We start from the raw sequence: 13,745 nt of genomic DNA, 5'->3' as shown, positions 1-13,745 counted from the left end.
ATGATGATGTGCCCCTTCAGCATGACGCCCCTCTCGGGGAGGGGCGTCGTCGTGACGAGGGGCAGGCAAATCAGTGCGCCAGCATGTCCCGCACGATGCCGTCACCGTCCAGGTGCGAGGGATAGTAGGTCGGCCAGTGCACGACCTCCTCCAGCAGTGCCTCACGATCGTCACCACAGTAGAGGTGGAAGTGGTCCGCGTCGGTCGGGGTGATAGCATGGTCGCTGAACTGGATATAGCGCGGTAGCGCATCGCCGCCGGCTTCGAGCTCGAAGACGTATCTCACGCCTCGATTGCCGGCTGCGTAGGTCAGAACCTCGTAGCCGTCGTACGCGTAGTCGCCGGACCTCGCCTGGCCATTCTCGTGGAAGGTGACGGAATTCCCGTCGATCACGAGGCGATCGACGTCAGTCCGATAGCCCCTGTCGTAGTACTGCTTGATCTCTTCGGCCGTTTTCTCGGCGCTCCGCTCTGCCTTGTGGGCCTGCACCTCATCGAGGGTGCCATCCTGCAGGTAGGGGTAGAGCGACTGCCAGTCGCCTGCCCAGTCTGACAGTGACCGGTCCTCGATCTGGCTGTCCTCGAAATACCCGGCGTAGACGTCCTCATCATGGTCGTGCGCATGGTCGTGGTCGTGATCATGACTGTGGTCGCTGGGCGATACCTCGTTGGCGGCGCAGCGCGTCACGCCCTCGGCCAGCCCACGCAGCAGCTGTGAATAGAGGCCGGCCCCGAGCGGCAGATCGACGCCCAGGGGATCGATGACGATCGAGGTCTCGACCTCGGTGCCCTCGAACACGCTCTCGACCAGCGCCGGGTTGTATTGCGGCTCGCGGAACACGCATTGCACACCGAGCTCGGCGACGCGTTCCTGGATCTCGCGGACGCGTGCCGGGCTCGGGTCGGAGGCATCGCCCAGGGAGATTGCCCCGGCCGCCGGCACGTCGAAGCGGTTCTCGAAGTACTGATAGGCATCGTGGAAGACGATGAAACGCGTTCCACGGTCATCCGCGAGGTGGTCGTCCAGTTCGTCGATCAGGGCCTCCAGCTCGGCCTGCCCCTCGGCCGCATTCCGACGATAGGTGTCGGCGTTGCCGGGGTCGAGATCGGCCAGCGACCCGGCGATGGCCTCGAGCCAGGCCTGGGCATTCACCGGATCGAGCCAGCCATGGGGGTCCACGCCGTCGTGGGCATGACCGTGACCCTGGTCGTGAGCCTGATCGTCATGCGCCTGATCGTCGTGCCCGTGGTCGTCGTGGCCATGGTCGTGCGCCTCGAACGTGGCGCCTTGACGGTACGCAAGGCGGCGAGTGCCCGGCGTCTGCATCAGCTCCACCTTCAGCGCCTCGTCGGCCAACGAATCTTGCGCCCGAGCCAGCCACGGCGTCAGGTCGTCGCTGACCCAGAAGACGATGTCTGCATTGGCCAACGCCTCGGCTTCCGAGGGCCGCATGGAGTAGCCGTGCGGGGAGGCGCCCGGCTGGATCACCAGGTCGGGCGAGCCCAACTTTCCCATCACCCGGTCGACCAGCGAGTGGACCGGCGGGATGTCCACGGCCACAGCGGGCACTTCGGCAACCGCGACGGCGGGTGCTAGCAGCCAGGGCAGGCAAAGCGGACGTAGTAGCTTGTTCCTCATCATTCCTCTCCGTATCCAGGACACGTGCAGGCAGTGAACGAGCGATTGTGGCACAAAGTGTTATGTTATAACATTAACGGTCGTGTCAACTCCATCCGACTTCAATGGCTTCGAACACCAGGACGACTACACCGGAGGGTCACCATGCCGCTGCTCTCGCTCAACGATCTGCACGTCGCCCTCGGCGGGCGAACCGTGCTCGAGGGCATCGATCTACGCCTCGACCGCGGTGAGATCGTCACCCTGGTCGGTCCCAACGGCTCCGGCAAGTCGACCCTGCTGCGGGCCATCATCGGCGCCGTGCAACCCACTCGCGGCCAGCTCGTGCGCCAGCCGGGCCTCACCATCGGCTACGTGCCCCAGCGGCTGGCTATCGATGCCACCCTGCCGATGACGGTCACCCGCTTCCTGAACCTGCCGCGTCGCCACCCCAAGCAGGCGGTACGCCAGGCTCTGGAACAGGCCGGTGTTCCCGGGCTGAGCCGACAGCAGGTGACGGACCTCTCGGGCGGGCAGTTCCAGCGCATCCTGCTCGCCCGGGCGCTGCTGGAGCAGCCCGACCTGCTGCTGCTCGACGAGGCCACCCAGGGCCTCGATCACCGCGGCACGGCCGACTTCTATCGCCAGATCGAGAGCGTGCGTCGCGAACTGGGCTGCGCGGTGCTGATGGTCAGCCACGAGCTGCACGTGGTGATGCGCGCCTCGGATCGCGTGGTGTGCCTGAACCGCCACGTTTGCTGCCAGGGTACCCCCGAGCGGGTGATCTCCTCACCGGCCTACCGGGAGCTGTTTGGCGCCGACACCGCCGACACCTTGGCGTTCTATCGCCATCATCACGACCACTCACATCACGATGCCCCTGCCAACCCGCCCGCACCGTCGGCAGCCGGCGCCAGTCATCTGGAGGCCACCCCCTGATGCTCGACGACTTCATGGTTCGCGCCACCCTGGCCGGCCTCGGCGTGGCGCTCGCCGCCGCACCGCTGGGCTGCTTCGTGGTATGGCGGCGCATGGCCTACTTCGGCGATGCCACCGCCCACGCCGCCATCCTTGGCGTGGCGCTATCGCTACTACTCTCCACCTCCATCTTCGCCGGCGTGCTGGTGGTCTCGCTGCTGATGGCCACCCTGGTCTCGCTACTCAGCGGGCGGGGCTACGCCATGGATACCCTGCTCGGCGTCATGGCGCACTCGGCGCTCGCCTTCGGGCTGGTGGCGGTCTCGTTCCTCTCCGGGGTACGCATCGACCTGATGGCTTACCTGTTCGGCGACATCCTGGCGGTCGGCAAGGACGACCTGGCCATCATCGGCGGCGGGGCGCTGCTGGTGATATGCCTGGTCGGGTGGCGCTGGTCGGCGCTGCTCACCGCCACCCTGGATGGTGATCTCGCCCGGGCCAGCGGCATCGACCCCAAGCGCGAGCAGCTGGTGCTGACACTGTCGCTTGCCGTGGTCGTGGCCGTAGCGCTGAAGGTGGTGGGCGCGCTGCTGATCGCCGCGCTGCTGATCATTCCTGCTGCCGCCGCTAGGCCTTTCTGTCGCACCCCGGAAGCCATGGCATGGCTGGCAGCCGGGTTCGGGGCCGCCTCGACTAGCGGCGGCCTGCAGGCTGCCTTCTGGCTCGACACCCCCACCGGCCCCACCATCGTCTGCCTGGCCGCGATCCTGTTTGCCCTATCGAGCCTGACTGGACAGCTCAAGCGCCGAGTGGCGCGCAGCTTGTCGCCTCCCGACGCGGCGCCTTGAGCAGGACGTCCGGCGCTGCATGGGGCGCCTGTCTTCACCCATGGGTGAAGGCCGCCCTCCTGGCCGAGGCGCAGTAATGACCTCCACCACCTCGCCACGCACGGCATTATAAAAGCAGCTGGGCCGCCCCATATGGCAGGCCGGCCCCTGCTGGTCGACGAGCAGCAGCACGGCGTCGCCGTCGCAGTCCAGTCGCGCCTCGATGAGCCGCTGCCGGTGGCCCGAGCTCTCGCCCTTGCGCCACAGGGCCTGCCGGGAGCGCGACCAGTAGCAGACTCGCCCGGTGTCCAGGGTCTCGCGCAGCGCCTCGCGGTTCATCCAGGCGAGCATCAGCACCTCGCCACTGTCATGCTGCTGGGCGACGGCGGTCACCATGCCATCGTGTTCCACGGCATGGCGGCGATGACGGCTTCGAGCGGGCGGCGCTCACCGCGCTCGGCCTGTTCCAGTTGCCTCCAGACGTCCATCAGGCCTCCTGCCAGTTCCACTGGCTACGTGCCACGGCGTCGTGGGCGTGCAGGCTTTCGGCATGTACGACGCGCAGGGAGAAGCCGTCGATACCGGGCTGTTCGCAAAGCGCGTGATGCAGGCGCCGGGCGGCATCCTCGCAGAACATCAGATTCTGACCGTTGGCCAGGGCGAAGGCCTGCTCATCGATACGCTTGACCGCCGTCTGCAGGGGCGTACCGAGCGCCTGTTCGACACGCTCTACCAGAGCCGCCAGCGGCAGTTCATCGACGTCTTCTCCCAGGCGCAGCGACAAGTGAGCTTGGCTGCGCTGGCTGTGGGGCGTGGCCAGCACGCCCTGCTCGCTGCCCAGCCAGGCATGCACCGCCCCACGGGTGATCGGGATGTCGACGAAGTCCTCGTCGAAGGCCTGCTGGATCAGCTGACGGGCCAGGGCCGCGGAACAGGGGCAGGTCGAGGAGTAGCCCACCGTCAGGTCCAGGGTGATCGCCAGGCCTTCGGCATCGCGCCGGCAACGCAGCGCGAAGGGATAGGCCTGCCACCCGGAGAGGGAACTGATCAGCGCGGGCCGCTCCAGCAGCGCCTCGCCACTCAGGTCGAGAAAGGCGACATCCGAGAGCCCCTGATGGGTGTCCAGGAACGACGCCAGCACCGCCGCCATCCGCGAGACCGTCAGCTCATGGCCCTGCAGCTCGGCCAGTGCCAGATAGAGCCGGGACATATGAATGCCTCGCGCGGCGGGGTCGTCCAGACTGACCCCCGCCGAGACCCGGCCGTTGACGGGCCGTCCTGCCAGCTGGAGCGGCAGAGCGACCTGCTCCATGCCGACCCAGGAGAGGGGACTGTCGCGAACGGTTCTGTCATCGGCCACATCGGGCAGGTGGTGTGGGGGCATGGGTCGAGACTCCTCTAGCAAGGGGAAGGGAGAGTCCGGCTTGGCAACGCCCCTGGCGGACGAGTCGATCTCGGTCAGGTGGTCGCTACGCCGACCGCGAGGGGCTGTGCCACCTTCAATGGGCATGGCCGGCCTGGTGACCAAAGGTGGCATTGAACTGCAGCATGGCCACCCAGCTCTCGTCCTGGCCGGCGAAGTCCTCGTGACTCAGCTGGGCGCGCAGGAAGGCATGGTCTCGAAAGCGCCAGGTCGCCTGTCCGCTGTGGCGGTAGGAGGCGTCGACGGATTCCAGTTCGCTGGGGTGGACGTGGACGGTCTCGTTGGTCAGGCCCAGGGCCTCACTGCGCACCCCGAGCTCCCAGTGCGGCGCAACACCGTAGATGGCCTCGACATAGGCGCCGTCCTGCTGCTCGGTGAAGTCGTCCCGCGTCTCCCAGGCATGATGGTGCTCGACCCGCTCGGTCAGATCGCGCTCGGTGTAGAAGTATTCGGCGCCCAGGGTCCAGTCGCCCCGGCCCCCGTGCCGGCCGCTGCGGTAGTGATAGCGGGCATCCAGGCCGGCGAACCAGCCGTCACCCTCCAGGCTATGGGCATGCTCGCCATGGTCATCGAGACGGACGTACTGGCGATTGACGCCGGCGGATGCGCCGTAGTCGAGGGTCTGGCCGTCGCCCAGGGCGGCGCGCTGCTTGGCGAAGATCGTCACCAGCCGCGGGCCACTATCGCGCGCCTCGCTGCCCCCCTCGTCGAAGCGGCTGAGAGGCTCGCCGTCCCCTTGCAGCCACTCGGTGCCCAGGGTGGCGTGCGGCGAGGGTGACCAGGTGAGCTGCACGCCATCCTCACGCAGGCCGTGATCGCCGAACAGGTACTCGTTGACCAGCGGGCGTTCGATGAAGTCCCAGGCATGGGGATGGCGACTGTTGACGTGACCGATCTCCGACAGGAACCGGCCGGCCTTGATCCTCAGGTCGTGAGGCAGCGCCCGCGTCGCCACGAAGGCCTCCTCGAGACTGACGTCGTCCTCGGTAAGCGATACCACGGCCTGCCCCTCGAACAGCGAGGTCTGCCCGCGCAGCATCAGCTCCGAGTGCCCCAGGTTGAAGCCTTCATCGAGGCCATGCTCATGACCGTGAGCGTCATGATCCTCGTGGCCTTCATCATGACCTTCGCCATGGCCAAAGCCGGCGGGCGAGCCCTCATCTCCCGAGACGCGGTTGTGGTAGATGCCCTCCACGGTCAAGGCGGCGGACAGGCGCAGATCGGCAAGCCCCGCGTCAGCACGGTCATTGTCATGGCCGCGATCGTGACGATGCGTCTCATGGGCATGCCCATGAGCCTCGTGATCGTGCTGGTGGGCGCCGTGTTCTTGGCCCTGTGCCGCCGTGCCCATCAACAGGGTGGCGGCGAGCGGTGTGAGAAGGTGGAAGGGGCGGCGTGACATGCGATCTCCCGGTCGGATGAGGTGGGCTTTGCTTCAAGCGCGAGAAAAGATACGTTATAACATAACATTAAAGCAACCCTCGAACCCGCTGAGGCCACGCCATGCCGACGAGCGCACGCCGCCAGGATTCATCCGACTCTCGCGCCATCCCCCGCCATGCGGAGGGCAAGGAGATCAGCACCCTGCCCCGCGTTTTCGAGGATGACATCAACATCGCCATCATGCGGCGCCGGCTTCCCGACGATATCCAGGCCGGCGTGAAGACACAGCTCCAGGCCGAGCGGGCGCTCTCCTTTGCCTGGCTCGGCCCCGCCGGAGACGCCCTGCGTGCGGAACTGGCGCAACACCTCCATGCGCCCGACGCCTGCGGTGAGCTGATCGAGGATATCGTGACCCTGGCCGACGCCATGGCCTACCTCTTCGACACCGATACCGTGGGTCTGCGCCTGCGCCGGATGGACGGCGCCATGTGTCCCCGCTTTCACTGCGACAACCTGCCGGTGCGCCTGGTCACGACCTACCACGGCCCCGGCAGCGAGTGGCTGCCCGAGTGGGCGGTGAATCGCCACGGTTTGGGGGCGCCGACGCCCGAGAAACCGGAGATCGTCACCGAGCCGGGCGCCGTGCAACGGCTCGAGGTCGGTGACCTGGCGCTGCTCAAGGGCAGCGGATGGATCGGCAACGAGGCGCACGGCCTGGTACACCGCAGCCCGGACGTACCGGCAGACCAACCGCGCCTGTTGCTGACGCTGGACCCCGCCTAGCGGCACGCGACTCAGGCGATGGGGCAGCGCTTCAGGGTGGTGCGCCGATCGTGATGGGCGATCGCCAGGCCGCCTCGCCGCTGACCAACGAGGACGCCGTCACCGCGGCAGGCGCGCTGATGGCGTGGATCGGGACGGGCCGAGATCAGGCGTCCGAGCGCGGAGGCCCCGGGGGTCGATGGTAGCCGTGCACCATGCCGGCGATCAGGTTGTCCTGCCGCTTGCGGCTCTCCCAGAGCGCGCCGAGCACGTGCAGGGGCACCAGCGCGAGGATCGCATCGCTCATCAGTTCATGGGCCTCCTCGACCCAGGCGACGCCCCAGAAGAGGTCGGTCTCCTCCATCATATAGCCAGTGGCCCCCAGCCCCAGCAGCAGGGCCAGCAGCGTCAGCATCATCACCGCCCCCAGCGGGGTATGGGTGATGCCGGGGTTCGACCGGGCCGCCCCGGTGCCGGCGCCGGCCGCGGGACGCAGCGATGCGCGAAGGCGCTCGGGGGTCGGCCAGAAGCTCGTCCAGCGTGCCGACCAGGGGCCGACGAAGCCCCACAGGATCCTCACGCCGATCAGCGCCGCCACGCCGTAGCCGATCCACTGATGCCAGCGCTCGCCCCCCTCGGTGAGGAAGTAGTTGGCCAGGAACCCGGCCACCAGCGACCAGTGCACGAGGCGCACCAGCGGATCCCAGACGCGAACCCGCCGGCTGCTCACCTTGCCTCTCATGACGCGGCCTCCTTCAGTCGATCTCCTGCTTGACGATCTCGCCGTCGACCGGATTGAAGTAGATCTCGACGCGCCGCTGCTGGTCGTCCCAGCCGTAGATCTCGTAGCAGCTGCCATCGGTGGTCTTGAATTCCTTGACCTCGTAGCCCATGTCGGCGATCTGCTGCTGCATGGCCTCCTCGCTCATCCAGTCGCTCTGCGGGGCATCGGTGCAGGTCGGCCCGGCCAGCGCCGCAAGGCTTGCGGTCATCAGGCCGGTGGCGAGAATGCCGGTGATCAGGGTGCGCTTCATGACTAAATCTCCAGAGAGTCGGTGTCGAAGGGCCACCCAGGCGGTGGCCATAGCCGCCCCGGCCGCTGCCGGCAAGGGGACAGGCTCATCATCGAGCATCGAACTTACGAGAGACTTAAGAGGCGAGAAACACCACGCACGGGGGCGTCGAGAGGAGCGCGCAGGCCGCGAGGCCTCAGGCGGTGGGCCGGCGTTTCAGGGTGGTGCGCCGCTCGTGGTGGGCGATCGCCAGGCCGCTGGCGATGATCAGGGTGCCGCCGACGAAGACCCACAGGTCCGGCACCTCGTCCCAGAACCACCACCCCAGCCCCACGGCCCACAGCAGGGCCGTGTAGTCGAAGGGCGCGACCAGCGCCGCCGGCGCATAGCGAAAGGCCAGGGTCAGGCCGGTCATGGCGCCCACCCCGAGCACGCCCGCCACCAGGAAGGCCGGCCAGTGCAGCGGTGCCGGCGTCTGCCACACCCAGGGCAGCGTCGTCGCCGAGACCAGAAGCGGCACCAGGGTGGTGTAGAAGACCATCGCCCAGAGGTGCTCGCGGTCGCCATAGCGCCGCGCGGTGAGCATGGTCAGGGCATAGAACACCGCCGCGCCGACCACCACCAGGGCGCCGGGCTGAAAGCTCTCGCCTCCCGGGCGGATCACCACCAGCACGCCGAGAAAGCCCAGCAGCGTAGCGGCGAGCGTCGGCCCGTCGACCCGCTCGCCGAGCAGCGGCACCGACAGGACGGTCACGAACAGCGGCGCGGCGAAGGCGATGGCCGTGGTCTCGGCCAGGGGCAGCAGGGTCAGGCCCCACATGAAGCAGATCATGGTGCCGCTGAAGATCAGGCCGCGCAGCAGATGCACCCCGGGGCGGCGGGTCGACAGGGTGTGCAGGCCGCCGTTGAAGCGCGCGATCAGGGCGATCAGCGGCAGCGACACCAGGGTACGAAAGAAGATGATCTGCAGCGGGGAGTGCACCTCGCCCAGCCACTTGGTGATGGCGTCGCCCAGTGCCAGGCAGAACACGCCCAGGCACATGCAGCCGATGCCCTTGAAGGTCGATGACGTGTAGATCGACGACATGCCGACGGCCCTCCCTGGCGGCGACGAAAACGATCACCCCGCCGGCCTGGGAGGCCGGCGGGGTGTCAGATGGCTCAGGCTAGTCGGTGGCGCGAGCCGGGGCAAGGCCTCAGAGGCTGGCCTGGACCACCATGCACTCCATGCCCTGTGCCACCAGGCGACGGCAGGCGGTATGCGCCTGTCCCTCGTTCATGTCGACCAGCCGGGCGCGGTAGACGCCGGCGGACTCGACGCTGCCCACGGCGACTCGGGCGTTGGCGAGCTCACTGGCCAGGCGATCGGCGGCTCGGGCGGCCAGGCTGCGGGCATGGCCGGCATCGCTGAAGGCGCCGACCTGCACGCCCCAGCGACCCTGCCCGAGGGGACGCGGCGGAGCAGCGCGATCGACGATCAGCTCGCGAATGGGATCCTCGGCCGATCCCTGCGCCGGGGCCACCGTCTCGGCCGAGGCGGGGCGTTCCACCCGAGTGATTCGCGGCGCGGCGGAGATCGGTGCCGACGCCGTGACGGGGGCGGCGATCTCGCCGCGCGCCGGGGCGGCCGTGCGCGGCGCCGAGTCGAGGCTCGCCAGACGCACCTCGCGGCCGATCGGCTGCCCCGGTGCCTGGGGCTCGCCGGGCATGAGGCGACCGCCGGTGATGTCCGCGCTGGCCAGCCAGCCGCGGCCATCGGCCAGCGAGGCGCGCATGAAGCCGCGATCGAGCAGGTCGGCGGTATGCGCATCCCGCGAGGCGGCGCTGAAGCCGCCCATCACCACGGTCAGCAGGCGGCGGTCGCCGCGCACCGCCGAGGTGGCGACGTTGAAGCCGGAGGCACGGATAAAGCCGGTCTTGAGGCCATCGGCGCCGGGGTAGCTCTTCAACAGGCGGTTGTGGCCGGTGATGGTCTTGCCCCGCCAGGTGAAGCGCGTCCGCGAGAAGCGCGGGTAATACTGGGGGAAATCACGCATCAGGTGGCGAGAGAGCACCGCCATGTCGCGGGCGGTGGTGACCTGGCCGGCATCGGGCAGGCCGTTGGGATTGCGAAAGACGGTGTCCTGCATGCCGAGTTCGCGGGCCTTATCGGTCATCATCTGCGCGAAACGCGAATCGCTGCCGCCCAGCGCCTCGGCCACCACCACGGCCACGTCGTTGGCCGACTTGATCACCAGGGCATCGATGGCCGTATCCACCGGGATGGTGGAGCCGGCCTTCACGTAGAGCTTGGAGGCCGGCTTGGAGGCCGCATAGGCGGAGACCGGCAGCGGCTGGCTCAGGCTCAGGCTGCCATCCTCGAGGGCCTCGAACGTCAGGTAGAGCGTCATCATCTTGGTCAGCGAGGCGGGATAGCGGAGCCGGTCGGCGTTCTCCGCGTAGAGGATCTCCTGGCTGTCGGCATCGATGACGATACCGGCATAGCGGGGGTTGCCGGCCTGGGCCAGGCCAGCGTTCAGCAACAGGAAGGCCAGCAGCAGGCAGGCCAGCAGCGAACAGGCGCCCCCTCTACGGCGCCGGATAGTTGTTGTGATAGGCACCATGATGCGTTCCCTCGAGTGTTTTCCCAGTAGCGTTCCCACATTATGGCTAGCCGCCGCGCCCTGTACAGGGCGGAGGTCAGACTTTTCTCCGATTTTTCGACCGACTCCCCTGGATCGACGAACAGCGAGGATTCGCGAGCGTTTTGCGGGTTTCCCGGATCGCGACGACGCGCGCGACGTGGCGACGATCCAGGCGATACCAGGGAAGTCGTCTCGGTCCGGTCAGGTGGCCGGGGCGACCAGACCGGCCTCGGCCTTGAGGGCCGCGATATCCACCGGCACGATCTGCTCGGGTTTCAGGAAGCGCTCGGCGTAATCACGCCACACGCCGCTGTCGAGCAGCAGCAGGAAGACCTCGGGGTCCAGGTGCCCCTCCCGGGCCATGCTCGCCAGAATCGACAGCGCCTGCGATAGCGACATGCCCGGCTTGTAGGGCCGGTCGGCGGCGGTCAACGCCTCGAAGACGTCGGCCACCGCCATGATGCGCTCCTCGAGGCTCGCCCCTGCCAGCACCAGGCGTCGCGGATAGCCCTGGCCGTCCATCCGCTCGTGATGGTTGCCGGCGATGGCCGGCACCCGGCGCAGATGAGCGGGCCAGGGCAGTGACTCGAGCATGATGATGGTCTGGACGATGTGCTCCTGGATGCGGAAGCGCTCCACGTCGTTGAGGGTGCCGCGCGCCACCCGCAGGTTATAGAGCTCCCCCTGATGACCGGCCACCGCCGGCGGGCGCATATCGAAACGCCAGCGATTGTCGGGATCTTCCGGCGCCACTGGCGGCGTCTTGACCGCCCAGTCGATGAGATGCCGAGGGCGGTCCGCCAGCAGCGGCTCCGCCACTGGCAGCTCTAACTCGGGCTCCCGCGCCAGGCGACGGGCCTCTTCCTGCGAGACGCCTAGACGGTCGTCGAAGTGGCGCCACCAGCGCCACGTCGCGATCTCCTCGAGCCGCTGTGCCTGACCCTCATCGAGATGCTCGCCGCCCAGATTGATATTGGCGACCAGGCGAAAGGCGGCCTGGAGCTCGGCCAGACGCTGCTCCCGCGCCTCGTCGAGACGATTCGGGTCGCCGCCCTCGGCACACCCCTGCCAGTAGGCGACGTCGGCGTCTCGCCACAGCACCTCGAAGCGCATGCGGACCTCATGCAGGCGGTTGTAACGCGTCTCGAGCTTGGTCGCCTTCTCCATGACCTCGTCCGGGGTGGTCAGCTTGCCGCAGTCGTGGAGCCAGGCGGCCAGGTGGAAGGCCGCGCGCCGATCCTCGTCCACCGCCTCGGCGGCGAAGGGACCGGTGCGATCGCGCTCTACGCCCTGCAACAGCATCTCCGCGAGCTGCGGCACCCGCGAACAGTGGCCGCCGGTATGCGGCGACTTGGCATCGGTGGCCCCGGCGATCAGCTCGACGATGGCATCCAGCAGCCGCTTTTCTCCCTCCAGCAGCCGGCGCATCTCGATGGCCACGGCGGCCACCCCGGAGATCTCCTCGACGAAGCGCCGCCACGGCTGATCATCTGACGCTTCGGCGGCCCCGCGCAGAGCCAGCAGCAGCAGACCCTGGCGCTGTCCGCTACGATTGCACAGCGGCTGGGCCAGATACCCGCGATCCTCGAACTCGTCGCGCAGCGCCGCCAGCCCCTGCGCCTCGAGCTTCAGGCGTTCGGGCAGCGGCGGGGCCACGCCCCCGCCGCTGCCGGCCTCGGCCGCGCGGGCGAAGGCGTCCGCATCGGTCTCATCGACCAGATAGATGGCGCCATGCTGGCTGGTGGTGACACGCAGCAGGTCGTCGAGGATGCCGGCGAGCATCGTCTCAAGGTGCGGGTCACTGCTGAGCGTGCGGGTCATCCGCTGGAAGTCGGTGATGTTGCCGACCATGCCCTCGACCGCCTGGCTCAGCTGCTGGACCTCGCGAATCGGCGAGTCGACACCGCGATAGCCGGCGAAATCGAACTCGGCCAGGGCGCGCACCTGGTCGGCGAGCGAGCGCAGGGGGCGGCCGAGGCGATGACCCACCCAGATGCCGAGGGGAAGCAGGGCCAGCACCAGCCCGACGGCGACCACCGCTCGCTGCCAGAGCAGGCGGCGCGTACCGGCCAGCAGTTCGTTTTCAGGCACCGCCATCAGCAGATGGGCCTGCACATCGTCCATGCTCTTAAACGGCAGGCGCATGCCGAACCAGGCCTCGTGAGGTCCTTGGAAACGTGTCGATTCGTCGCTCCCCTCGAACGCCTCCAGCCGAGCCAGTATCGGGTCGCCCAACTCCTCCAGGGTCCCCAGCCGAGGTCCCGATGCGGTGTTGATTAACAGGCTGTCGATATCCGGATGCGCCAGCGTGCGCCCCTGATTCGAGACCACCGCCAGCCGTGTCCCCGGGGTGAGCTTGAAGCCCGCCATCTCGTTGCCAAGGTCTGCCAGGGAGGCATCGATGCCCAGCACCGCCCGTTCGTTCTGGCTGCGATGCGTCAGGGTGACGCCAACCTCGCGAGTGGTGAAGAACACATAGGGGTCGGTCACGTGCTCTCCATCCGACGCCATCGCCTCGCGGTACCAGGGACGAGTACGGGGATCGTAGTCGTAGTCCGGCATGACGCGCCGGTCGAGCAGCGCCAGTTCGGCGTCATAGAGACGCCATTCACCGACACGCACGTCGCTTCCGGGATCATGAAAGATCGCCTGAACCAGGTAATGTGCGTCCTCGACCCCGTTCATGGCAGGCAGCAAGTTCGGCGCCAGGCGGGCCACGGGACGCAGCGACAGGAAGTCGCCGTTGTCGTAGCCGATGTAGACGGCACTGGCCACCCGACTGGCCTCCAAAGCCGCCGCCAGCATGGGCAGCACCGTCAGGCGATCAGCAAGGCGTTGTTGTATCCCCAGATTGGCGTGGGAAAGGGGCAGCAACACCACCCGAGCCGGCCCGATCAGGCGCTGTGAGCGCTCTTCGGTCGTCGCGGCGAGCTGGTGGCTGGTGTCCTGCATGGCGCTGACCAGGATGCGATCCGCGCCGCGGGCGCCGTGCCATAGCAGCACTGATGCCATCATCAGCATCAGGGCAACGATCGCCAGGACCGTCAGCGCCTGGAGGGAAAGAGGGCGACGCGACATGGCAGGGTCCCGGTGGCAGCCTGAGGCGCGGCCGGCCAGCACCGGCCACCTAACTCAGCATATGCCAAGCGCGCAGAAACCACCCGCTCGGCGCGGCGC

11 protein-coding genes and 1 pseudogene are annotated in these 13,745 nt (G+C 68.0%); 3 read left to right on the top strand and 9 right to left on the bottom strand.

The window, feature by feature from the left end:
- Nucleotides 1-70: 70 nt before the first annotated feature.
- A complete protein-coding gene (locus RSO68_RS07585) occupies nt 71-1,639 on the bottom strand; it encodes a metal ABC transporter solute-binding protein, Zn/Mn family (protein ID WP_315586121.1) in 1,569 nt (522 codons plus the stop codon).
- Nucleotides 1,640-1,783: 144 nt separating this feature from the next.
- Between RSO68_RS07585 and RSO68_RS07580 the strand changes: the two genes are divergently transcribed.
- Both RSO68_RS07580 and RSO68_RS07575 read left to right on the top strand, forming a co-directional pair.
- A complete protein-coding gene (locus RSO68_RS07580) occupies nt 1,784-2,557 on the top strand; it encodes a metal ABC transporter ATP-binding protein (RefSeq protein ID WP_315586120.1) in 774 nt (257 codons plus the stop codon).
- Nucleotides 2,557-3,384: a metal ABC transporter permease gene (locus tag RSO68_RS07575; RefSeq protein ID WP_315586119.1), complete on the top strand. Its 828-nt coding sequence runs from the start codon at nt 2,557-2,559 to the stop codon at nt 3,382-3,384. The genes RSO68_RS07580 and RSO68_RS07575 overlap by 1 nt, the downstream gene beginning before the upstream one ends.
- Before the next feature lie 66 nt (nt 3,385-3,450).
- Here RSO68_RS07575 and hisI read toward each other — a convergent pair.
- From hisI to RSO68_RS07560, 3 genes and pseudogenes are all read right to left on the bottom strand, one after another.
- Nucleotides 3,451-3,851: pseudogene (gene hisI, locus RSO68_RS07570) on the bottom strand (phosphoribosyl-AMP cyclohydrolase); the annotation flags it as partial.
- Nucleotides 3,851-4,747 carry a GTP cyclohydrolase FolE2 gene (folE2, locus tag RSO68_RS07565; RefSeq protein WP_315586117.1) on the bottom strand — a complete coding sequence of 299 codons (897 nt, stop codon included), beginning with the start codon at nt 4,745-4,747 and terminating at the stop codon, nt 3,851-3,853. The pseudogene hisI and the gene folE2, both read right to left, overlap by 1 nt.
- 115 nt (nt 4,748-4,862) lie before the next feature.
- Nucleotides 4,863-6,188, bottom strand: coding sequence for a TonB-dependent receptor (locus tag RSO68_RS07560; protein ID WP_315586116.1), 1,326 nt, complete (start codon nt 6,186-6,188; stop codon nt 4,863-4,865).
- A gap of 101 nt (nt 6,189-6,289) precedes the next feature.
- On the opposite strand from RSO68_RS07560, the gene RSO68_RS07555 reads away from it, so the two are divergent.
- Complete coding sequence (locus tag RSO68_RS07555) at nt 6,290-6,952, top strand: DUF1826 domain-containing protein (RefSeq protein ID WP_315586114.1); 663 nt, start codon at nt 6,290-6,292, stop codon at nt 6,950-6,952.
- A 145-nt stretch (nt 6,953-7,097) separates the two neighbouring features.
- Here RSO68_RS07555 and RSO68_RS07550 read toward each other — a convergent pair whose 3' ends face one another.
- The 5 genes from RSO68_RS07550 to RSO68_RS07530 form a co-directional block, all read right to left on the bottom strand.
- Nucleotides 7,098-7,673 carry a cytochrome b/b6 domain-containing protein gene (locus tag RSO68_RS07550; RefSeq protein ID WP_315586113.1) on the bottom strand — a complete coding sequence of 192 codons (576 nt, stop codon included), beginning with the start codon at nt 7,671-7,673 and terminating at the stop codon, nt 7,098-7,100.
- Between the two features lie 13 nt (nt 7,674-7,686).
- Nucleotides 7,687-7,965: a PepSY domain-containing protein gene (locus tag RSO68_RS07545; RefSeq protein ID WP_315586112.1), complete on the bottom strand. Its 279-nt coding sequence runs from the start codon at nt 7,963-7,965 to the stop codon at nt 7,687-7,689.
- 175 nt (nt 7,966-8,140) lie between these two features.
- Nucleotides 8,141-9,031, bottom strand: a complete 891-nt coding sequence (locus RSO68_RS07540; protein ID WP_245781430.1) for a DMT family transporter — start codon at nt 9,029-9,031, stop codon at nt 8,141-8,143.
- A 109-nt stretch (nt 9,032-9,140) separates the two neighbouring features.
- Nucleotides 9,141-10,547 (bottom strand): serine hydrolase, encoded by a 1,407-nt coding sequence (locus RSO68_RS07535; RefSeq protein ID WP_315586110.1) that lies wholly within the window; start codon nt 10,545-10,547, stop codon nt 9,141-9,143.
- A 222-nt stretch (nt 10,548-10,769) separates the two neighbouring features.
- Complete coding sequence (locus RSO68_RS07530) at nt 10,770-13,646, bottom strand: HD domain-containing phosphohydrolase (protein ID WP_315586108.1); 2,877 nt, start codon at nt 13,644-13,646, stop codon at nt 10,770-10,772.
- Between the last annotated feature and the right edge of the window lie 99 nt (nt 13,647-13,745).

Source organism: Halomonas saccharevitans, assembly GCF_032333995.1.
GTDB classification, from domain to species: Bacteria; Pseudomonadota; Gammaproteobacteria; order Pseudomonadales; family Halomonadaceae; genus Halomonas; species Halomonas saccharevitans.
This window is presented reverse-complemented; position numbering and strand designations above follow the sequence as displayed.